Here is a 21001-nt window from a genome sequence, read left to right as displayed (position 1 = left end):
CCGGGGTTGGAGGTTGGAAATGTCCGCGCGTAGTGACTTGGTGCCGCTTCAACCGGGCGACCGTGCGCCAAACGTGGTACTCGACGCCATTACCCAGGAAGGCAAGATCGCGCTTGACGATTTTCGCGGCCAAAAACCGGTGCTGGTCGGCCTGTTTCGAGGTCTGCATTGCGCGTTTTGCCGGCGCCATATCGCCGCCCAGGCGCGGCTTGATCCGGAGCTGCGCGAAAGGGGCGTGGAGAGCCTGACGGTGGTCAACACGCCGATCGAACGGGCGCGTCTCTATTTCCGCTACCATCCGATGCCGAATCTGCTTGCGGCCTCCGATCCTGAACGCGCTTCACATCGTGCTTTTGGACTGCCCAATCTCGAATTCACCCAAAACGAGACGAACTGGCCGTACAAGGTCTCGATGGCAGCGGCAAAGGATATGCGGGTCGACATACCAGGCGAGTTGCCCGGTCCTATGGATCCTCTTGCGGCCAGTGAAATGCTCAACAAGAGGGACCATTACGAGCTGACCGAAGCCGACGAGCAGATGCTAGCAACGGGACACGGACAATTGGTCGGTCAGTTCCTGCTGGACCGGCAGGGGATCGTCCGCTGGAGCTTCACGGAGGTTCCAGAGGGTGGGCGATACATGTTTGGGGCGCCAAGCCCGCAGGAGCTGATGTCAGCCGTATCGCAAGTGGCCCAATAGACTTGCGAACGAGGTAAGCGGGCGGGACACGGAACAAAAAGCGGAACCAATTTGTTACGAATCTAGACACTGACAAGTTCACGGTTCATGCGAGCACGGCCTCGACAACGGCAACAAAGTCATCGAGCGAACGATCCCCACGAATCTCGATGCGCGGAAGGTCGATGGGATCGCAATCGAGGTCCGCCGGTCCGTGTCTGCCGCCGAAGCCGATTCGATAGCCGCACTCCTTGGCCAGCCTGCCAAGCCGTCGGTCGGTGACAGAGAAGGGTGCCGCGAACGCCGCGGTTGGCCGACCGGTCCACCGTTCGATGAACATACGAGAGCGCAGGAGCTCGGCGGCCAAGTCAGAGCTCGACAGACCATCGATCGCGCGATGCGTCGCCAGATGGCTTCCGAAGAACGCACCTTCGCCGGCGAGGCGTCGCACCGTCCCGGCGTCCATAAGCTGCGTCGGCGGGCCGCTGTAGGCGTCCCACTGTGCACTTTCACCCACCAAGTCCGTCACCAGGAACACTTCCGCGGTCAGGTCGTTCGCGCGCAAGGCCGGCCAGGCATGGTCGGCAAAGTTCTGGAAGCCGTCATCGAAGGTGATGAGCACTGGGCGGCCAACGAAAGGCTGACGGTTGGCGATGAACCATTCCAGCTGCTCGGAGCTAATCGCGTGAAAGCCATTGGCGCGCAGCCATGTCATTTGGCTGGCGAATGCGGCGGGCGCGAGCCGAAAACGGGCGAGCGCGGCCGGACCTTCATCGGAGACACTGTGATACATGAGGACAGGGATACGCTGCCGCCGCTCGCTATGTGCGACGTCGCGGCGCAAGGCCCGCGCCCCGCCCCAGACGATATTTCGTGCGACTCCGATTTCGACGGGTGCGCGGATTGGCACATGATCTATCGTCGGTTCCGTCGCCACGTCGCCTGGTGACAGGCGGCGGAAGCGGTCTATGCGGTAGAGCTCGGTCTGGATCGATTGCTCGAGAACGAGGCCGTGGCCCGCTGCCAGCGTCTCTGAGATCGCTTGTGCACCGAATGTGTTCCAGTCGAAGCCCGTCCTTTCAACATTGTCTCGTAGCACGAATGCGTGTGCGCTGATGAAACTGCCGCCAGGCGCCAACGCCTCAACAAGTTTTTTGGCGATGCGCCGCAACTCGGTGAGATCGTCCAGGTAGTAGAGCACTTCCGAACAGACGATCAGATCCATCTCGCCCGGCAGCGTGTCCGCAGAAAAATCCAGTACGCCGAACTCAACGTTCGGCTGATCACTGCATCGCGCGCGCGCCCGCCCGACGGCTACGGCGGAGATGTCAGTTGCGGTCAAATGGCCCACGCGCGGCGCCAGCTGCCGCGTGAAGTGGCCCTCCGCGCAGGCCAGCTCAAGCGCCCGTCCGATGGGACCGGCAGGCAGAATTTCGAGCTGCCGCTCATATTTTTCCTGCTCATAGGGCGAACCGTAGTTCCAGGGATCCTCGATCGCAAAATGGCGATTCCAGAAAGATGTGCGGTCATTGTCGCGCCCATCCGCGGCCCGTGCACGGCGCGGCGCTGCAAAAGGCTCTTTAGTTTCGGCGCTCGACCGAACCAGCGCCTGCGCTTCCGCGGCCAATCCCGCAAGTTTGCCGAAATGGCTGTCCTGATCAGACCGGCGTCGCGCCATGGACAACAATGCCTCGGCTGCAGACATGTTTGACTTGTCGGCACCGGCGCCCTTTTGCGGTGCATCTACAGGCGATCGCCTCGCAAGTCGCGCGGCACTGTGCATAGGCCGCTCAGAGGGCAGGAAATTCAGGATCAATTCAATCCAATGACGCCTCGTCACTCTCCCGAGTACGCCGAACTGCACGAGAGCCTCGATCTGGCCATCGATCATCAGATGGGCATAGATTTGATCGATTCCTTTCGGTACTTCGATCGAGGCCGGATTTCGCACGTCGACACGAATTCCAAGTGTCCGCGCCAGCCTGCGCGGCGCGGCAAGATCGTCGACATCGAGCAGCATTTGCTCAAAGTGATACTGCACGCGGCGAGCCGCGTCCGGATTATTCCAGACCTTGCCGAGTTCGAGGATCAACTCGGTGAGGGAAGCGCCGAACCTGTCCCACCTGGCAGCCAATTGCGCTGGCACCGACAGGCTTCCTACCATAAGGCCATCGACGGCCACCTTGGCGATCTCACGCGCCCACTTACGTCCTGCCGGGAGCGCGCGCAGGGACTGCGGGTTGATCGAGCGCGAGCCGCAGCCGCAATCCGATGCGGCGTTCCACAACGCGAACCACGCGAGTGCTTCTGAAGCGGTGTGGCCGTTCGCGTCGGTCGCTCCATTGGCGTGAGCCGATGCCGGGTGTTTGACCCTGGGATCGGCGGAAAAGCCGCGAGCGATCACGACTTCGCCATCTGCCAGCATCTGCGCCCAATTGCGGTTGAGCGCGTTGGGGCTGGCCCGATAGAAAGCGAGCGGCTCGTCGACCATCACCCAATTTTTGCCTAGACGTGCGAGGCGCTGCCACAGATCCCAGTCCTCGCAGGTGCGCAGCGACACGTCGAAACCGCCCAACTCGACAATTATCTCCCGATCGACCAGCAGCGCGTGAGTGCGGACGGCACACCGGCGGGCGAACGTTTCGAAGGGTTGAATCGCAACCTCCGTTGCGATGCTCGACGCCGTGAGTTCGCCATCGGGCATCACGCGTCGGGAACCGCAATAGGCAGCCACTGCATCGGGAGCGGATTTCAGTGCGGCCAGCATTTTGGCAAGGAAGCTGGCATCCACCCAATCGTCCGCATCCAGAAACATGAGCCAGTGGCCGCGCGCCTTCGAAATCCCGCTATTGCGCGCGCCGGCGGGGCTATGCGCGCAAGAGCTCAACATCCGAAATCGGGCATCGTGCTCTACATAACCGGCGATGATCGCAGGGGTGCGGTCCGTGGAGGCGTCGTCGACGATGATCGCCTCCCAATCCATTATTTCCTGATCAAGAAGACAATCGAGTGAGCGCGCCAGCGTTACCTCCGCGTTGTGCGCAGGAACCACGATTGAAACCAAGGGATCATGCGCCACGCCGTCTTACCCGCGCCTGGTTCGAGGTAGAACAAGATGTGTTGAACTTTCTCGGCGTAGGCCGTCACAATCGACGCCGATCAGTCCGTCGACCCATCGTCCATCGCCACTATATCCAGTATCTGGCAGGTCTGCCGGCGGATGCCGGCAAGCATGGCGCCGACGGTTTGCTCGGCATTGAGCATCGGTACCACACCGCGTTGCGGTAGCATCCTGGATCATCGAGCTTTCGTTTTCTTCGGCAAGAGTTGGCAAATGTCAAAACCGGATGACGGCATCGGCTGGCAGCACTGCCCTGTCAAGATAAGGGCGAATTAGAGGCGGGCAAAAAAGACTTGAACACAGGCTGAATGGCAGCGCGAATGCCCGACGGCTTGGAGCTGGGGTCGATGCGCCAGGGCATCTCCGCTCTCGCATTTCATCTGCATAAAGATGATCGCGGGCGAAGACGCGAGCGCGAGCTGATCCGGATCGAGCCGCATGTCGAAATCTACCCGAATGGGGACGTTCGAACCGACTTAAGCCGAGAAGATTCCGGCTTGCGGGTCGACAATTTTACTGGCAAGTTTACCAGTTGCTAAATTAGCGCTGTGGCAATGTTCAAAAGAAGGGGCATGGGATGGCCAAGGAATCTTCGAGTACCGCTTCTTCGGCAAATAAAGCGGACGCAAATCTGATAAGTAATGCAGACGGAAGCGGGCTGACCTTCATGGCGGGCCAGGCTCGCGAGAGCGGAGCCCCCGGCGACGCTGTAGGTGTCGACAAGATACGTGATCTGCTGTTCGGCAACCAGATGCAGGACTATGACCGCCGCTTTTCCAAGCTTGAAGAACGGGTCTTGCAGCGCTTCAAGGATGTCGAATCCGAGGCCAAGCGCAATCTTGAAATGTACGAGTCAAATGCAAAGAAGCAGGTTGACTCGCTTGCGGCGCAATTGCGGAACGAAAAAGACGCGCGAGCCGACGCCGATAAGGAGATTGATCGGAATCTTCGCGAGCAAAATCAGGCGCTCGAAAAGCAGGTGCGCGCGTTGTCGGATCAGTTGAGCGAGCTTGAGCGGGAAGTTGCGGACCGGATAAATCGAAACGATCATTTGCTGCGTGAGGAAATCAAGCAAAAGAATGAAAGCATTCAGATGCTGATGGAGAAAATGTTTTCCGATCTTGGCAATGTCAAGACCGACCGAAATCTTTTGGCTGGCCTGTTTGTTGAGGTTGCAAAATGTCTAAATCAGGATCCCGTCGGCAGCAAGAACAACTCGGAGCGTACCTGGAAAGTGAGTTGATCGGAACTTGACGTCGACTGTCGACCCAATCAGCCTCCCTCAAAGAGCAGCTTCGAACGATACAGAGATTGATCGCGAGGCGCTGGCTCGCCTTTTGATCGAAATTGCCCGGAACGTTGATCCGGACTATCGTGCGCGTCTCGACGGAATCCCAACCGCCGACCCTCGCATGGAAACGCTGCGCCAGTTGCTGGTCGGCCGCGAAATTTCGGAGCTTTCACGAGTTACGCACCTGCTCGACGAACCCGAGCAGCTTGCGGCTGCAGTGGGGAGCGTTCTCCCCAGTGCAGCCGCACGTGCGCCTCATGCGCAACTCGGAGAGGCCCTTGCGCCAGCTGTCGAGAGGGCCGTGCAACGGTCCATCCAGAAGAGCCCGCGTACGCTGACGGATATATTGTACCCGGTGTTTCTGCCGGCTATTCGCAAGTCGATCGGCGAAAAGATCGACCAGACCTTTCAATCGTTGAATGAAACTTTAAGACATATATTTACCTGGCACGGGCTCAAGTGGAGACTTGAAGCGTGGAGAACAGGAGCAAGCTTCTCAGAAGTTGTTCTTAAGCATTCTCTTGTTTATCGTGTAGAACACGTCTTTCTAATCAATCGCAATTCCGGGCTTTTGATAGCGCATGTAACTGCCGATAATGCAACTAGCGAAGATCCTCAACTCATTTCTTCTATGCTTAGTGCAATTCAAGATTTTGTAAAAGACTCATTTAACGAGAAAGAACAGAGCGGCCTGGATACCATTCGTTTCGGAGAGCTTCGTCTCTGGTCGGAAGTTGGACCGTTTGCGACCTTGGTTGCGGTGATCCGGGGAAATCCGCCGGAGGAATTACATGAAATAATTCGCGATGTATTGCTTCGCATCCATGATGAATGCTCACAGGCTCTAGAGCAGTTTGACGGCGACAGTTCGCAGTTGGCCGGCGTAGAGACGCAGTTGCAGACCTGCGTTGAACTGAAGCAGGAGGAATCAAACCAGGGATTTCCGTGGCTGGTCGTGGCTGCAGTCCTGCTGGTTTTGATTCCGGCAGGCGGTTGGTTCTTTCTTTCCTGGCAATCCGTGCAGCGCTGGCAGACCTATGTGTCGCGACTGGGGACCCAGCCGGGCATCATCGTTGCCGAACAAAAGGTGCGTGATGGCCAATTCTATATTGCCGGTCTGAGAGACCCGCTTGCCGCCGACCCGCAGTCGCTGTTGGCCGGAACGCAGGTCGATCCCGCCCGCGTTCATTCACAGTGGCAATTCTATCAGAGTCTTGATCCGGAGTTCGTATTGAAGCGGCTAACGGCGTCGCTGGTTCCGCCGGATTCAGTACGACTTTCGATCGTCAATGGTCGCATCGTTGCCGAGGGTGAGGCTCCCAACACCTGGATAGATCGGGCGCGCGCAGCGGCCCAACAACTTTCGGCAGGCGGACCGGAATTCGACATCTCCAGGGTTCGTGATGTGAGCCCCGAAGCACGCGCGGCGGAGCACTGGCAGACTTATGTGTCGCGACTGGAGGCCCAAGCGGGAATCATCGTCGCCCAACAAAAGGTGCGTGATGGCCAATTCTATATTGCCGGCCTGAGAGACCCGCTTGCCGCCGACCCGCAGGATCTGCTGTCCGGAACGGAGGTAGATCCCGCCCGCGTTCATTCGCAGTGGCAATTCTATCAGAGCCTTGATCCGAAGTTCGTCCTGAAGCGGCTGATGGTATCGCTGACCCCGCCGGATTCAGTACGGCTTTCGATCGTCAAGGATCGCATCGTTGCCGAGGGTGAGGCTCCCGACATCTGGATAGACCGCGCACGCGCAGCGGCCCGACAGCTCTCGGCAGGCGGACCGGAATTCGACATCTCCAAGGTTCGTGATGTGAGCCCCGAGGCACGCGCGGCGGAGCACTGGCAGACTTATGTGTCGCGACTGGAGGCCCAAGCGGGAATCATCGTCGCCCAACAAACGGCCAGGGGGGGACATTTCTATATTTCCGGCCTGAGAGACCCGCAGGCCGCCGACCCGAAGGCTCTGCTGTCCGGAACAGGGGTCGATCCTGCTCGCGTTCATTCACAGTGGCAATTCTATCAAAGCCTTGATCCGAAGTTCGTGGTGAAGCGGCTGATGGCGTCGCTGACTCCGCCGGATTCAGTACGGCTTTCGATCATCAAGGATCGCATCGTTGCCCAGGGTGAAGCTCCTGCCGCCTGGATAGATCGGGCGCGGGTCGCCGCCCAACAGCTGTCCGCGGACGGACTCTCTCTAGAACTCTCCGAGCTGCGTGAGTTGACCCCTCCGCAACTCACTCATTTGAGGGAGGCTATTCAAGCGGTCAACATTTTCTTCGATTCTGGCAAGGCTGTACCGGGACCAGAGCAACTGCCGGTTCTCGACAAATTGGCGAATCAGTTGAAGGAATTGGCCGAGGACGCCCGCAAGGCAGGCGTAACAGCACAGTTCATGTTGACCGGCCATTCGGACGAGACGGGCCGTGAAACGGCCAAGTTGTCGATCAGCGCCGCGCGCGCGGAGACAGTTCGTGCGCTTCTCAAGAAGCGCGGCGTCGATCCGGAGTTGCTCTTGGTTCGCGGCGCGGGCACCTTTGAGCCAGCGGAGATTGAAAATAGCCGAACCGGGAACTCCGCCAACCGCAGAGTTTCGGTTACGGTAAACTTCCACTAGGCGGAGCCCAGGATATTGCAAAAGAAGATCTGTATGTTGGGCGGGTTCGCTGTCGGAAAGACGAGTCTGGTTCGCAGGTTTGTGCAAAGCATCTTTTCAGAAACCTACTTGACCACGGTGGGAGTGAAAATCGACAAGAAGAGTGTCGCATTCCCGGACAAAACCGTGGATCTGATTTTGTGGGATTTGGCCGGCGAAGACGATATCGGCTCATTCCGCGTCAGCTATGTGCGAGGTGCGAGTGGGCTCGTGCTTGTCGTCGATGGAACACGCGCTGCTACTCTTGCCGTTGCGCTCACGTTGCGCGAGCGGGCCGAGGCTGAATTCGGCGCTATGCCGTTTGTATTGCTGTTCAACAAATCCGATCTGGCCGATCGGTGGGCAATATCGGATAGTGAAATTGACGAACTGAGGCAACTTGGATGGCAAATCTATCTGACAAGTGCGCTTTCGGGCGAACATGTTGATGATGCGTTTCGTCAACTTGCTTCGATGGTCAGCAAATAAACCATGGATGTCTTGCCAAGAGAAGTTAGAAGCTGGATTTACGATTTCTTCTACAAGGAGCGCTCGGTCGCATATCTGAAAATCGACGCCCAGCTTTGCATAGCTGCGAAGGGCGGTAACGTTAACCATTACGGACTCTCGTCAGTTCGCATAGGTAAGCCTGTTGCCGAGCAGCTTGAATTCATGGAAGGTTTGTTGCCCTGCCCGGAGCTTCCATATGATATGGCCATGGTCGAACTGCCCAGCGGGCGTGTCGCGGACCTCCATCTTTTTGCTGACAATGCCTGCGTGTGGCTGCTCTTTCTTGACGCCACTGCCGAACGCGACAATAGGCAGCGGCTTCAACAGAAGGCTTATGAAATGACGCTTCTGCAAGAGAGGGAGCGTCAACTCAACGAGAAATTACAATCGACAAACGAGGCGTTGAGGGCGAGCCAAGAGGGATTGTCGCGTGAATACCAGCGCGCCGAAGCCCTACTCCTCAACATTCTTCCGGCGTCGATCGCGGAGCGGCTAAAAGCGCACGAACAAATTGCAGACAACCATGCGGAGGTGAGTGTGCTTTTTGCCGACATCGTCGGCTTTACGGAAAGAGCGCGGAGCGTCGGAGCCGTGACGACGCTCGCTATTTTAAATTACTTCTTCAAGGCGGCGGATCTGCTCTCGGAGCGATACGGCTGCGAAAAGATCAAGACAATCGGCGATTGTGTGATGGTGGTCGCTGGCCTGCCCACCGCGCGATCCGATCATGCGGAAGCCCTTGCGCACTATGCACTTGAACTGCGGAAGGCGGTTAAGCGCGAACGCTTCGCAGGAGAACCGATAAGACTCAGAATTGGAATTCACTCAGGACCAATCGTGGCGGGCGTCATAGGCAAAAGGCGGTTTGCCTATGACCTATGGGGCGACACCGTTAATCTCGCCGCACGTATCCAAACGTCCGCGGAGCCCGATGAAATCCGCATTTCGGATGCAACTCATCAACTGCTTGGACCAAATTTTGCTTGCGACCCACTCCAGGAAACGGAATTGCGTGGTACAGGTCGTGTGCGAATGTGGCGGCTCCCGGCCTGATTTGCCGCATGGCAGTGCCGACCCGGAAGCGCATTGCATCTCAAGCAACATCATGGTTTCGAATGTCCGCAGCGGTGCGCGAAGCAGTTGACCACCGAGTGACCGCCAAAGGTCTGTCCTGGTCATCTCAGGAAATCAGTTCCTGAGATTTAACGTCGATGCCCAGTTCATAGAACGGCCGGAGGCCTGGGCCGAGGTCGGAATGCCCTGCCCCCGGCGGCTAAATAAACACCGCCACGTACCCGGCACAGCGGTCTGGCTCGGAACGATGACGTCTTGCACCGCAACATCGGTTTCTTCAAGGTAGGGCAACAACGGACATAGATGTCGTTGCTCGCCGATCTGATCGGAAGGTTAACAGCACGATGCCACTCATGACTCGACGATTGGGAGCCAGGAACCTGGCGCGCCCGGCACGGCGTCTCGGAGACCTGACTGCGATGTTTGCCCTGATTGCCAGGCCGCTCGTCTTTGGGATCGCCCTTTTGTTGGCTGGTCAGGCGCAAGCGCAGGCGCCGGCGACCGTCCCGCCTGAAAGGGTCAAACAATTGTTCGAGCTTCTCGACGATCCGTCAGTGAAGGCCTGGGTGGCCGAACAGCGAAATCAGGACGCCGGGTCAACGGGAGCGCCCGCCGAGAGAGGGGCTTCGCCGACCGACGCATCGTCCGGCGCCGTGGCCGCACCAGGCCAGATGAATACGATGGCATCCTCGACGCTCGATGGGATCAGGCATCATATCGAAAGAATCATGCGAACTTTGCCCTTGCTGCCAGGCCAGTTCGCGCGCGTTCGGGCAGAGACGATGGAGGATATGTCCAGCAGGGGGCCCGCCGGCGTATTTGTGCTGATTGCAATGTTCATCGCTGCCGGCCTGGCACTCACTTGGGCAACGTTCAAGCTCACCCGTCCATTTCGTCTTTGGATTATCGCGCAACCGAAGGATACGCCCGTTGGGCGAGCCAAGAAGATTGGTGGCCGCCTGCTTTATTCCAGCATGCTGATAGTCTCTTTCGCACTGGGCAGCGCCGGCGCGTTCATGTTGTTCGACTGGCCGATGCTTATCCGCGAGATTGTACTGACATTTCTGATGGCGGCAGTCGTTACATGGGGTGTGCGCATGTACGTCATGGCCACACTCGTCCCTTCCTTCATGAACGTCGAGAACGCCGTCGAGGTTCGTGCTTTGCCGATCACCAACGAAGCGGCTGAGCATTGGTCCTATTGGCTACCCCGGATCGTCGGCGTCTTCGCCTTCTTCGGCGCCGCGTTTATCCTCTTGCCAGGTCTCGGCATCGATCAGGACGGAATGACGGTCCTGTCACTGGTCGCCGATTTCGTGCTGCTGCTGCTCCTGCTGCTCGCCATTTGGCGTCGGCCAAGAACGCAGCGAGACGGTGCGCGCCACATCGGTCACACGGAAGCGACATGGCTATTGACTGCTTATTTCGTCGTCCTGTTCCTGCAGCGTATTGCCGGCCTTTATACATACTTCTGGTTCACCTTCGCCGCATTCTTCCTGCCTTTGGCAATCGTGGTGACGCAGCGCGGGGTTAATTTCGTTCTGCGGCCAGGTTCGGAAGATGTCGGCCGGCCCACGATCCCGGCGGTGACGATCGCTGTCATCGATCGCGGAATCCGAATGATTTTCATCCTGGCGGCGGCTTACCTTCTCGCACGTGTCTGGGGTCTGGACATGCAATCCATGCGGGGCAGTGATACGACGACAACATTCATATTGCGCGGCTTGATCAATGTCGTGGTCATTGCCCTTGCCGCCGACTTCGGCTGGTCGATCATCAAAGCTTTGATCGAACGAAAGCTGGGCATCGAAACACCGCACCCTGTGATCAGCGACGAGGACGTCCCGATCCTCGATCCGCAGCAGGCGCGGCTGCATACGCTCTTGCCGATCCTCCAGAATATTCTGCTCGCATCGATCATCGTGATGGCGGTGCTTATGATGCTCGCCTCGCTGGGTATCCAGATCGGCCCATTGATCGCCGGCGCTGGCGTCGTCGGCGTCGCCGTGGGCTTTGGGGCACAAACCATTGTCAAGGACGTCATTTCAGGCGTGTTTTTTCTGCTCGATGATGCGTTCCGTGTTGGCGAATACATTTCATCGGGCAATTACAAGGGTACTGTGGAAAGCTTTTCGCTGCGCTCGGTGAAGCTGCGCCACCATCGTGGTCCGCTGTTCACAATACCTTTCGGTGAACTCGGGGCAGTCCAGAACCAGAGCCGTGACTGGGTTATCGACAAATTCAACATCACCGTTGGTTATGACACCGATATCGACTTCGCTCGCAAGCTGATCAAGCGGATCGGCCTCGAACTGGCGGAAGATCCCGAGTTCAAACACTGGGTGCTCGACCCGATCAAGATGCAGGGCGTACAGGAGTTCGGCGAATACGGCATCGTATTGAGGGTCAAGGCCACAACCAAGCCGGGAGGCGCCTTCGGTATGAAACGCAAATTCTATGTACGCCTCCGCCAGGTCTTCAAGGAGCAGGGCATCGAACTCCCATTTCCGACCGTCCAGGTCCAGGGGCTACAGAACCAACATGGGGCAGAGAATGCACCGTTGGAGATCACGCCCGAGTTGAAAATGGCCGTCGCGCAGTCGCACACTATTCGGCGCAGAAAAAAAGCTAGCACAACGGAATAGAAGAGCTGTGACACCTGCTGGTCACAGTGCGGCTTTCCGCGCATCGCTCATGGCAGGGACACTCTTTTCGCCACGTAAGCAAAAGGCGCCCCGAAAGGCGCCTCTTAATCGCTTGGTTCCCCTCAAGGAAACTGGAGCGGGTGAAGCGATTCGAACGCTCGACCCCAACCTTGGCAAGGTTGTGCTCTACCCCTGAGCTACACCCGCTCGCGCGGCTTTTGGGCCGCAAGCCGCGCCTATATGGCTGAAGAGCGCGGCGATTGCAACAGGGAATTCGCAGGCTTTTTGCTTCGTCGACAATGCGGACAAGCCTCCTGCGAGACGTCGCAAGGCAATCGCCCCCGCGTTGCGCGACGGGCTTGTCTTGGCAGCATCATTGGCCGTAAACGGCGTTAGTCGAACAAGCAGTTGAAAGCGGGCCATCAGAAGAAAGACCGATGCCGAAGACCGAAGCCGAACTTTTCGCCTTTCTTGCCGGACTCGGGATCGAGGTATCGACGCGGCGGCATCCGCCGCTGTTCACGGTCGCCGATTCGCAGGCGCTGCGCGGCGAGATTGCCGGCGGCCACACCAAGAACCTGTTCCTCAAGGACAAGAAGGACAATTTCTTCCTGGTCAGCGTCGACGAGGAGGCGGTGGTCGATCTCAAGCAGATCCACCATCTGATCGGCGCTGCGGGGCGCGTGTCTTTCGGCCGGCCGGAGATGCTGATGGAGCTTCTCGGCGTCGTCCCGGGCGCGGTCACGGTGTTCGGGCTGATCAACGACACCGAGCGAAGGGTCAAGGTCGTGTTGGACGAGGAGCTGATGAGCCATGCGGTGGTCAATGCCCACCCGCTGACCAACGAAGCGACGACTTCCATCGCTGCCGCGGACCTGGTCAAATTCGTCGAGGCAACCGGACATGATGCTGTTATCTTGAAAGTCTCGGCATGATCGCCACATGGGTGACTGAAACCGGGTTCTAAAGAAGGATGTTGCGCCCGTCCCTTGGCCGGCGGCGCGACCGAAAGGCGACGAGATGAGTGATAGCAACCCCTTTGGCGGCCCATTTGGCAGCAATGGCGGCCGGTATGCCACCACCGTGCAATATGGCGGCACCGATGCCGCGCGTGAGAAGGTCGCGCTTGCGGAGGCGCCGGCCGACGTCATCAAGGACACAACGACCGCTGGATTTGCCGCTGACGTGATCCAGGAATCGCGTCACCAGCCGGTGCTGGTCGATTTCTGGGCGCCGTGGTGCGGCCCTTGCAAGCAATTGACGCCACTGCTGGAGAAGGCGGTGAAAGCCGCCGGTGGCAAGGTCAAGCTGGTCAAGATGAATATCGACGACCATCCATCGATCGCCGGCCAGCTTGGCATCCAGTCGATACCGGCGGTCATTGCCTTCAAGGACGGCCAGCCGGTCGACGGCTTCATGGGCGCCATTCCCGAGAGTCAGATCACGCAATTCATCCAAAAGGTCGGCGGCAAGAACGGCGGTGCGCCGCAAGTTGCCGAGGCGCTGGCCGCGGCCGCCGAAGCGCGCGACGCCGGGGACGTGCAGACGGCGGCCGACATTTACGATGCCATCCTGGAACAGGCGCCGGAGACAATCGAGGCGATCGCTGGCTTGGGCGATCTGCTGTTCGAGGCCGGCGATGCCGAAGGTGCCGAGGCGGTGCTGGCGCGGGCGCCGGAAGCAAAGAAGGATGCGCCCCAGCTCGCCGCGCTGCGGGCCAAGATGGCGCTCGCCGCGCAAGCAGCAGTGCTCGGCAATCCGGCGGAACTGGAACGGCGGCTGGCCGAAAATCCCGGGGATCACCAGGCACGGTTCGAGCTTGCCATGATCCAGAACGCCAAGGGTGATCGCATGGCGGCGGCCGACAATCTGCTGGCGATCATCAAGGCCGACCGCTCGTGGAACGACGACGGCGCCAGAACCCAGTTGCTGCAGCTCTTCGAGGCATGGGGCATGACCGACGAAGCAACGCTGTCGGCACGGCGCAAACTGTCGTCGCTGCTGTTTTCCTGAGCCGGCGCAGACTGTTTTGTCGCGCGGGCTTGCGGTAGGCCGCGGCTGCGCCAGATTAGGTTTTCGGACGGCGTTCGATTTCAGGTTTCCGGTGTTGCGCCTTGTGCCGGCCGGGAGGAGACGGATTTTGTGCGCTTCCTGACAAAGCGATCGGAGGATTGAGGTGCAGGCGGGAAACGCGCATTACCGGCTCGCTGCGGACTTACCGTCGACCATGCCGATCTTTCCGCTTGAGGGCGCATTGCTGCTCCCGGGAGGCCGCATGCCGCTCAACATCTTCGAGCCGCGCTATCTGCAGATGGTCGACGAGGCGATCGCCGGGCCGCGGCTGATCGGCATGATCCAGCCCAGCCTTAACGGTGCGCTGCGTCCCGACGGCGAGCCGGAGCTCTGCAATGTCGGCTGCGCCGGGCGCATCATTGCGCTGTCCGAGAGCGGCGACGGCCGTTACCTGATTTCGCTGCAGGGCGTGTGCCGGTTCCGTATTGTCCAGGAGCTCACGGTCAAAACACCGTTCCGGCAGTGCCGGTTGGCACCCTTTCTCGCCGATCTCGACGAGGAGCAGGCAGACGCCGAGATCGACCGGCCGGCGCTGCTCAAAGCGTTTCGCGCCTATCTGCAGGCTAACGATCTGGAGGCCGACTGGGAAAGCGTCAGCCGCGCCGAAAACGCCATGCTGGTCAACGCACTGTCGATGATGGCGCCCTACGGGCCGGCCGAGAAACAGGCGCTGCTCGAAGCGGCCGATCTGAAGACACGCGCCGAGACCCTGATCGCCATCACCGAAATGGCGCTGGCGCGCGACAATGAGGATTTCGGTTCGAGTTTGCAGTAGGTTCTTGCCTTCTCCCACAAGGGGGAGAAGGGGAAGTCCGCGCTCGAAACCTTAACCGATTGCCTTGTGGAAAGGATGGATCGAATGGCGGATGGACGTGACGGGAACAGGACCGTCGACCCCAAGCTGCTGGAACTCTTGGCCTGCCCGCTGACCAAGGGGCCGCTTGCCTGGGATCCGGAGCGCGGCGAGCTTATCTCGCGGGTGGCAAAGCTTGCCTATCCGGTGCGGGACGGCATTCCGATCATGCTGCCATCGGAAGCGCGTGTCATCACCATAGATGATGCCATGCCACCGCCGCGCCTGGGTGGAACACCCTGAGTGTGCGGTTCAGAGCCGCTCCGTCGCGATCTTTCGCGCCTCTATTGAAAATTGCGCCCTTTGGGCATGACCTTCTCCGCCTTTCCCAATAGTTCCGTTTGCGCGATGGTGTCAGGCTGAGCCTCGTCTGCACTGCTCGACAGTCTGTCCGCGGGCCTTGCCTGTTCAAGCAGCACCGACAGCCACGGCGTCAGATCCTCGACCTTCTCGGCGACGATATGGATGACGTCAGATTCCGATTGCAGCTTGCCGGTGACGCGGATGAGACGCGCGCCCATGACGATGGGGCGGAAGCGGTCAAAAGTCCTTTCCCAGAAAATGATGTTGGCGACCGCATTCTCGTCTTCCAGCGTCAGGAAAATCGCCTTGCCATTGCCCGGCCGCTGCCGCACCAGCACGAGGCCGGCGACCGAAACGCGCCGGCCGTCCCGCACCTGGCCGAGCCGCACATTGGGCGTAACGCCGGAACGATCCAGCCTTTGACGCAGGAAGGCGACCGGGTGCGCCTTCAGCGACAGGCCAAGCGAGCGGTAGTCGTGGACGACGTGCTCGCCGAGCGGCATTGTCGGGAGCCTGGTTGCAGGCTCCAGATCGCGCAAGCGGATCGCCGGCTGGTCGAACAGCGGCAGCTTTTCGGCGGCACTCTTGCCGTCGAGCGCGCGGACCGCCCATAGAGCGTCGCGACGGTTCAATCCAAGCGACCGGAAAGCGTCGGCCTGCGCCAGTTTTTCGATCTCGTCGACGTTGAGGCCCGAGCGCAGCCAGACGTCGCGTATGGATGCATAGCCGGCGCCGCGCCTCGACACAAACGCTTCCATGCGCTCCTTCGACAGGCCCTTGACCTGGCGAAAGCCGAGCCGGACGGCATGGCTGGTCCGGATGACGCCGCGCATCTGGGCATGGCGGTCAAGGATACGATCCGGATCGAAAGGCGATTTCTCCAAGGCGCAATCCCAGCCGGAAAAATTGACATCGACCTCGCGGATCTCGACGCCGTGATCATGCGCGTCGCGGACAAGCTGGGCCGGCTGGTAAAACCCCATCGGCTGGGAATTCAGGATCGCGGCGCAGAACACGTCGGGATAGAAGGTCTTGAACCAGCAGGAGGCATAGACCAGCAGGGCGAAGGAGGCGGCGTGGCTCTCGGGAAAGCCGTATTCGCCAAAACCCTCGATCTGCTTGAAGCAGCGCTCGGCGAAGTCTTTTTCGTAGCCCTTGGCGACCATGCCGTCGACCATTCTCTTGCGGTAATTGCCGATCGTGCCGGTGCGCTTGAATGTCGCCATGGCGCGGCGCAGTTCATCGGCCTCGCCCGGTCTGAAGCCGCCAGCAACGATGGCGATCTTCATCGCCTGCTCCTGGAACAGCGGCACGCCCAGCGTCCTGCCGAGTATTTTTTCCAGTTCCGGCTTGGGATATTCGGGTTTCTCCTTGCCTTGCCGGCGGCGCAGGTAAGGGTGGACCATGTCGCCCTGGATCGGGCCGGGCCGCACGATCGCCACCTCGATGACGAGGTCGTAAAAGCTTTTCGGCCGCAGCCGCGGCAGCATCGACATCTGCGCGCGCGATTCGATCTGGAAGACGCCGATCGTGTCGGCACGGCAGATCATGTCGTAGACATGCTTGTCCTCGGCAGGCAGAGTGGCCAGCACATAGGGCAGGCCGTACGCGTCCCGCGCCTGCGGATAATGATCCTGGAGCAGGGTGAAGGCGCGCTGCAGGCAGGTCAACATGCCGAGCGCCAGCACGTCCACTTTAAGGATTTTCACCGCGTCGAGATCGTCCTTGTCCCACTCGACCATCTTGCGCTCGTCCATCGCCGTCTTGACGATGGGCACGATCTCGTCGAGCCGGTCCCGGGTGATGACAAAACCGCCGACATGCTGCGACAAATGACGGGGAAAGCCCATGATCTCGTTGGCGCATTCGATCACATGCCTTGTCGATGGATCGGTCTGATCGAGGCCGCCGGCCTTTGTCTCCTTTTCGCCGAGCTCCGAGGTCGACCAGCCCCAGATCGAACTGGACAGCGCGCCCCGGACGTCGTCCGACAGGCCCATCGCCTTGGCCACTTCGCGCATCGCCGAGCGGCCCCGGTAGCTGACGACGGCGGCGGCCAGCGCGGTGCGCTTGGTGCTGTATTTGGAATAGATGTACTGGATGACCTCCTCGCGCTTTTCATGCTCGAAATCGACGTCGATGTCGGGCGGCTCGTTTCTTTCCTCGGAAATGAAGCGTTCGAAAAGCGTTTCGATCCTGTCCGGGCCGACTTCGGTGATGCCAATGCAGAAGCAGACGATCGAGTTGGCGGCAGAGCCGCGCCCCTGGCAGAGAATGTTCTGGCTGCGGGCGAATTTGACGATGTCGTGGACAGTCAGGAAATAGCGCGCGTAGTTCAGACGCTCGATCAGAGCGAGCTCCTCCTCGATGCGCTGCGTCACAAAAGCGGGCACGCCCGAGGGGTAGCGGATGGCGGCTCCCTCCTTGGCCAGCCTTTCCAGTTCGGCCTGCGGCCCAAGACCCGATTCCGTCGGCTCGTCGGGATAGTTGTATTGCAGGTCACTGAGCGAGAAGGTCAGCTCGCCGGCAAAACGCAGCGTTTCCGCCAGCGCTTGCGGATGCCTGCGAAAAAGCCGTGCCATCTCCAGCGGCGGCTTTAAGTGACGCTCGGCATTGGCCGCCAGCTCCAGCCCCACCTCGGCGACGGGCACATTGAGGCGGATCGCCGTCAGCACGTCCTGCAGCGGGCGCCGTTCCGACGTATGGTAGAGAACATCGTTGGTCGCCATCAACGGGATGCCGGCCAGCTCCGCCATCGCCGCCGCCTGCTCGATACGGAAGCGGTCGTTGCCGCGGTAATCCGGCGAAACCGCAAGCCACAGGTTTTCACCGAAACGATCCTTGAGCCGGCTAAGGAGTGCGAGGCTGGTTTCCGCGTCCGCCGACACATCCGGCAGTATGGCGAGCGACAGGAGATCGCCCCATTCGAGAAGATCGCTCTGTTTGAGGAGCGTCGCCCCTTTTTCGTTCTCGTCACGCAGATTGGCCTGCGTCAGCATGCGGCAGAGATGACCCCAACCCTTGCGATCCTGCGGGTAGGCGAGGATGTCCGGCGTGCCGTCGCAAAAAACCAGGCGGCAGCCGGGATGATAGGAAACACCCTCCACCTTGGCCTGCTGCCAGGCGCGCACCACGCCCGCCACCGTGTTGCGGTCGGCGAGACCGATCGCCGAAAACCCCAGGAATTTTGCCGCGACCACCAGCTCCTCCGGTTTCGAGGCACCGCGCAGAAACGAGAAGTTCGACTGGATGCCGAATTCGGCATAGGGGTTGGCCGTCAGCGCATTCATGCGAAGATCCCATGCATGAACCAGCGCGGCGAGGGCTGCGAGGCGCCGTAAAGGCCCTGGCGATAGAGCCAGTAACGGCGGCCGTCGGCATCCTCGATGCGGAAATAATCCCGGGTCGGGGCATCTTCTCGTCCCGCCGCCCCTCGCCACCATTCCGGCGCGATGCGCTCCGGCCCTTCGGCGCGCGCGACCCGGTAGAGCGCGCGCCGCCAGCGGAAGTTCAAAGGCGGGCCTTCCGGCATTTCGGTGGCCGGCACCTCGATCGGCTCGGGCGAACGGAAAAGCCGGATCGGCCGTTCCGGCTGGAAGACGGTCATGGGAGCGTCCTTCGCCTTGTCCGGCTGCTTCGGCGGCGAGCTTCTCTGCGGCGCCTCCGTGAAGGGAAGGGTGGCGACGGCGCGCTCCGGCAAATGGCTCTCGACGGCGACCGGCTTCAAGACCGCGCCTTCGCCGAGCCGGGCGCGAATGCGGTCGGCAAAAAGCGCGATATCGGCACCGTCGTCGCTCGTCTCGCCGGCAAGGTCGGCCTGCTGCATGTCGAAGGCGGCGGCGGTCAGCACCGAAAGGCGCACGAGATCGAAGCCATAGCCGGCGTCGATATCCTGTTCGAGCGCGGCAAGCCTTTCGTGGAACAATTTCTGGATCAGCCGCGGCTCGCGCAGAGGCCGCGAGGTGCCGACGGCGATGCGGCTGACGCCGCCATCGACACGGAAAAGCAGCAGCGCCAGCCGCCTTGCGCCTTCGCCGCGACGCTCGAGGTCGCTCTTCAAGGTGGTCGCCAGCATGCCGGTCAGCCGCTCGATGTCCTCGGTCAGCATGATCGGCTCGGCAAGGTGACGCTCGACCGAAAGCGGTGCCACCGGCAGGCGCGGCGACACGGCCTCCTCGAGGCGGCCAAGCGCCTGGTCGAGGCGCAAGAGCAGCGATGCGCCGAAGCGGCGGGCCAGCGGCGCGCGCGGTGCCGCCATGACGGCGCCCGCCGTGCGCAGGCCGACGCTTTCGAGGCTGGCGCGTACCTCCGGGTCGATGCGCAGCGCCGCCAGCGGCAAGGGCGCGAGAAGCGCTTCCTCCTCACCATCGGGCACGATGCGGTCGCCAGCAAACCGCGCCGCCGCCCAGGCAGCACCAGGCGTGGCGGCAAGCCCGGCGCGGACATCGAAGCCCTGATGGAAAAAACGCGACAGGATATCGTCCAGCATCGAGCGTTCGCCGCCGAAAAGATGGGTGCAGCCGGTGACGTCGAGATAGAGGCCGTCGGTCCCGTCAAGCGCCACCAGCGGGGTATAGCGGTCGCACCAGTCGGCGAGGCCTTCGAGCAGGCGCCGGTCGGCCTCCGGATCGGCCTCCACGATGTCGATCGAGGGATGCATGGCGCGTGCGTCGGCTATGCCCATGCCGCGCTTCAGATTAAGCGCCTCGGCCCGCTCGTCGAGGGCGGCGATGCGCTGGGCGTTCCGGTCGCGGTGACTGATCACCAGCGGCAGGTGATCCGACGGCCGGGAACGCCAGGACCGCCCCAGACGCTGCCGCAGGATCCTCTCGGCGGCGAGATGCGGAAACCACAGGGATAGGATTCTTTGGCCGTTCTGGGGTCCATTCCTGAGACCTTCCTTGCTCGCCCCGTCTTTCTTCGAATATGCGTTCATCGGGGTTCCACTCCAGTGTGAATTTTCCGGACAAGGCCGTGCGGCTCTTGCCGATAGCGACGGTGAAGGCGGGTCGGCCGATCGAGCCGGCGAGCGGCCCGGCAAGCGTCTTACGCGTTGCCGCCGGTGCCGCCGACAGGATGAGGCGGACGGGCGCTGCCGTCGGTTCGGGCTCGCCCGCCTGGCGCAGCAGGAACAGCGGCCGGCCCGCACTCTGCGCGCGGGCGTGCAGCCGCCGCGTCGCGGTGAGGTCAAGCCGCTGCGGGCTGCCGCGGATTTCGAGGATGACGGCGGCCAGCGCCGTCATCCGGGCAGCCTCCTCGGCGATCCACAGCGCATCGAGCAGCCTTGGCGCCTCGGAAAACAGCAATTGCTCCGGCTCGATGCCGAAGAAGGCGTGAAGCCCCCTGGCATAGGGAAAGCCGGCCTCGCGGAAAACCTCTGATGTGCCGATCCACAGCACCGGCAATCGCGGCCCCTGGCTTAGGATCAGGCTGACGAGCGACAAGGCAAAACCGGCAACGGCCCCGGCATCGCGGGTCGCGGCGCCATGAAACTCGCTCACCGCCGCCCTCGGCAGGCCGCCGCTCAGCGCAGCATCGAGGCGCTCGGCGCCGGTGCGCAAAAACGCATCGGGCGGCGCCACGGCAAGGCCGCGCCGGACAATGGTCAGATTCCGAGCGGGTGTCGGATGCCGAGAGGGTGTCAGACTCTGACGAGGGACATCCGCGTCAAACGACGAACTGGCCGGCGCCTCCAGGCGCTCGGGCAAGGTCCCTTCGATCTTCGCGATCTGGCGGCGCAGGGCAAAAACAGTCTCCCGCGCCACGGCGCTTGTCGCCATGACGGTCAGCTTCCACTCACAATTGTTCCTGTTATGT

Annotated in this window: 16 protein-coding genes and 1 tRNA gene; 11 read left to right on the top strand and 6 right to left on the bottom strand. The window is 60.9% G+C overall.

The window, feature by feature from the left end:
- Positions 1 to 19 precede the first annotated feature (19 nt).
- Positions 20 to 700 carry a peroxiredoxin-like family protein gene (locus NKI08_RS14865; RefSeq protein ID WP_352470916.1) on the top strand — a complete coding sequence of 227 codons (681 nt, stop codon included), beginning with the start codon at positions 20 to 22 and terminating at the stop codon, positions 698 to 700.
- Positions 701 to 785: 85 nt separating this feature from the next.
- On the opposite strand, the gene NKI08_RS14860 is transcribed toward NKI08_RS14865, so the two are convergent.
- Together NKI08_RS14860 and NKI08_RS14855 are read right to left on the bottom strand one after the other, a co-directional pair.
- Positions 786 to 3758, bottom strand: coding sequence for a trifunctional glycosyltransferase/class I SAM-dependent methyltransferase/polysaccharide deacetylase (locus NKI08_RS14860; RefSeq protein WP_352770372.1), 2973 nt, complete (start codon positions 3756 to 3758; stop codon positions 786 to 788).
- A gap of 80 nt (positions 3759 to 3838) precedes the next feature.
- Positions 3839 to 3970, bottom strand: a complete 132-nt coding sequence (locus tag NKI08_RS14855; RefSeq protein ID WP_352684428.1) for a glycosyltransferase — start codon at positions 3968 to 3970, stop codon at positions 3839 to 3841.
- A 150-nt stretch (positions 3971 to 4120) separates the two neighbouring features.
- Here NKI08_RS14855 and NKI08_RS14850 point away from each other — a divergent pair, with 150 nt between their 5' ends.
- The 6 genes from NKI08_RS14850 (at position 4121) to NKI08_RS14825 (ending at position 11955) form a co-directional block, all read left to right on the top strand.
- The gene (locus NKI08_RS14850) at positions 4121 to 4339 is read left to right on the top strand and encodes a hypothetical protein (protein WP_352500816.1); all 219 of its coding nucleotides are present in this window, start codon (positions 4121 to 4123) and stop codon (positions 4337 to 4339) included.
- Positions 4340 to 4377: 38 nt separating this feature from the next.
- On the top strand, positions 4378 to 5043 hold the full coding sequence (locus NKI08_RS14845) for a DUF3450 domain-containing protein (protein ID WP_352470876.1): 666 nt from the start codon (positions 4378 to 4380) through the stop codon (positions 5041 to 5043).
- 7 nt (positions 5044 to 5050) lie between these two features.
- Positions 5051 to 7708 (top strand): OmpA family protein, encoded by a 2658-nt coding sequence (locus NKI08_RS14840; protein ID WP_352770367.1) that lies wholly within the window; start codon positions 5051 to 5053, stop codon positions 7706 to 7708.
- A gap of 15 nt (positions 7709 to 7723) precedes the next feature.
- Positions 7724 to 8215 (top strand): Rab family GTPase, encoded by a 492-nt coding sequence (locus tag NKI08_RS14835; RefSeq protein WP_254818889.1) that lies wholly within the window; start codon positions 7724 to 7726, stop codon positions 8213 to 8215.
- 3 nt (positions 8216 to 8218) lie between these two features.
- A complete protein-coding gene (locus NKI08_RS14830) occupies positions 8219 to 9289 on the top strand; it encodes an adenylate/guanylate cyclase domain-containing protein (RefSeq protein WP_352470874.1) in 1071 nt (356 codons plus the stop codon).
- 440 nt (positions 9290 to 9729) lie between these two features.
- On the top strand, positions 9730 to 11955 hold the full coding sequence (locus NKI08_RS14825) for a mechanosensitive ion channel family protein (RefSeq protein ID WP_352770363.1): 2226 nt from the start codon (positions 9730 to 9732) through the stop codon (positions 11953 to 11955).
- Positions 11956 to 12087: 132 nt separating this feature from the next.
- On the opposite strand, the gene NKI08_RS14820 is transcribed toward NKI08_RS14825, so the two are convergent.
- Positions 12088 to 12162: transfer RNA gene (locus NKI08_RS14820), tRNA-Gly, on the bottom strand.
- A gap of 230 nt (positions 12163 to 12392) precedes the next feature.
- Between NKI08_RS14820 and NKI08_RS14815 the strand changes: the two genes are divergently transcribed.
- From NKI08_RS14815 to NKI08_RS14800, 4 genes are all read left to right on the top strand, one after another.
- Positions 12393 to 12890: a prolyl-tRNA synthetase associated domain-containing protein gene (locus NKI08_RS14815; RefSeq protein ID WP_352458336.1), complete on the top strand. Its 498-nt coding sequence runs from the start codon at positions 12393 to 12395 to the stop codon at positions 12888 to 12890.
- Positions 12891 to 12975: 85 nt separating this feature from the next.
- Positions 12976 to 13968: a thioredoxin gene (gene trxA, locus NKI08_RS14810; protein WP_352458335.1), complete on the top strand. Its 993-nt coding sequence runs from the start codon at positions 12976 to 12978 to the stop codon at positions 13966 to 13968.
- Positions 13969 to 14131: 163 nt separating this feature from the next.
- Positions 14132 to 14803 carry an LON peptidase substrate-binding domain-containing protein gene (locus tag NKI08_RS14805; RefSeq protein ID WP_352470870.1) on the top strand — a complete coding sequence of 224 codons (672 nt, stop codon included), beginning with the start codon at positions 14132 to 14134 and terminating at the stop codon, positions 14801 to 14803.
- An 84-nt stretch (positions 14804 to 14887) separates the two neighbouring features.
- The gene (locus NKI08_RS14800) at positions 14888 to 15124 is read left to right on the top strand and encodes a Trm112 family protein (protein ID WP_352470869.1); all 237 of its coding nucleotides are present in this window, start codon (positions 14888 to 14890) and stop codon (positions 15122 to 15124) included.
- 41 nt (positions 15125 to 15165) lie between these two features.
- Here the strand turns inward: NKI08_RS14800 and NKI08_RS14795 are convergent, their stop codons facing one another.
- Genes NKI08_RS14795 through NKI08_RS14785 form a run of 3 tightly spaced genes read right to left on the bottom strand, consistent with a single transcriptional unit; the run spans position 15166 to position 20964 of the window.
- Positions 15166 to 18474 carry an error-prone DNA polymerase gene (locus tag NKI08_RS14795; RefSeq protein WP_352770358.1) on the bottom strand — a complete coding sequence of 1103 codons (3309 nt, stop codon included), beginning with the start codon at positions 18472 to 18474 and terminating at the stop codon, positions 15166 to 15168.
- On the bottom strand, positions 18471 to 19949 hold the full coding sequence (locus NKI08_RS14790) for a DUF6504 family protein (protein ID WP_352770355.1): 1479 nt from the start codon (positions 19947 to 19949) through the stop codon (positions 18471 to 18473). The genes NKI08_RS14795 and NKI08_RS14790 overlap by 4 nt, the downstream gene beginning before the upstream one ends.
- Entirely contained in the window at positions 19882 to 20964 is a 1083-nt protein-coding gene (locus NKI08_RS14785) for an ImuA family protein (RefSeq protein ID WP_352770353.1), read from the bottom strand. The genes NKI08_RS14790 and NKI08_RS14785 overlap by 68 nt, the downstream gene beginning before the upstream one ends.
- Positions 20965 to 21001 lie beyond the last annotated feature (37 nt).

The sequence above is a fragment of the Mesorhizobium sp. M0768 genome (assembly GCF_040320195.1).
Lineage (GTDB): Bacteria > Pseudomonadota > Alphaproteobacteria > Rhizobiales > Rhizobiaceae > Mesorhizobium.
Note: the sequence above shows the minus strand (reverse complement) of the source record. Positions and strands in the feature narration are given on the sequence as shown.

Bases quoted from the DNA above. Each gene is read 5' to 3' on its own strand.
- NKI08_RS14865 (WP_352470916.1), top strand. From the start codon at position 20: ATGTCCGCGCGTAGTGACTTGGTGCCGCTTCAACCGGGCGACCGTGCG.
- NKI08_RS14855 (WP_352684428.1), bottom strand. From the start codon at position 3,970: ATGCTACCGCAACGCGGTGTGGTACCGATGCTCAATGCCGAGCAAACC.
- NKI08_RS14850 (WP_352500816.1), top strand. From the start codon at position 4,121: ATGCCCGACGGCTTGGAGCTGGGGTCGATGCGCCAGGGCATCTCCGCT.
- NKI08_RS14845 (WP_352470876.1), top strand. From the start codon at position 4,378: ATGGCCAAGGAATCTTCGAGTACCGCTTCTTCGGCAAATAAAGCGGAC.
- NKI08_RS14830 (WP_352470874.1), top strand. From the start codon at position 8,219: ATGGATGTCTTGCCAAGAGAAGTTAGAAGCTGGATTTACGATTTCTTC.
- NKI08_RS14825 (WP_352770363.1), top strand. From the start codon at position 9,730: ATGTTTGCCCTGATTGCCAGGCCGCTCGTCTTTGGGATCGCCCTTTTG.
- NKI08_RS14815 (WP_352458336.1), top strand. From the start codon at position 12,393: ATGCCGAAGACCGAAGCCGAACTTTTCGCCTTTCTTGCCGGACTCGGG.
- trxA (WP_352458335.1), top strand. From the start codon at position 12,976: ATGAGTGATAGCAACCCCTTTGGCGGCCCATTTGGCAGCAATGGCGGC.
- NKI08_RS14800 (WP_352470869.1), top strand. From the start codon at position 14,888: ATGGCGGATGGACGTGACGGGAACAGGACCGTCGACCCCAAGCTGCTG.
- NKI08_RS14795 (WP_352770358.1), bottom strand. From the start codon at position 18,474: ATGAATGCGCTGACGGCCAACCCCTATGCCGAATTCGGCATCCAGTCG.
- NKI08_RS14785 (WP_352770353.1), bottom strand. From the start codon at position 20,964: ATGGCGACAAGCGCCGTGGCGCGGGAGACTGTTTTTGCCCTGCGCCGC.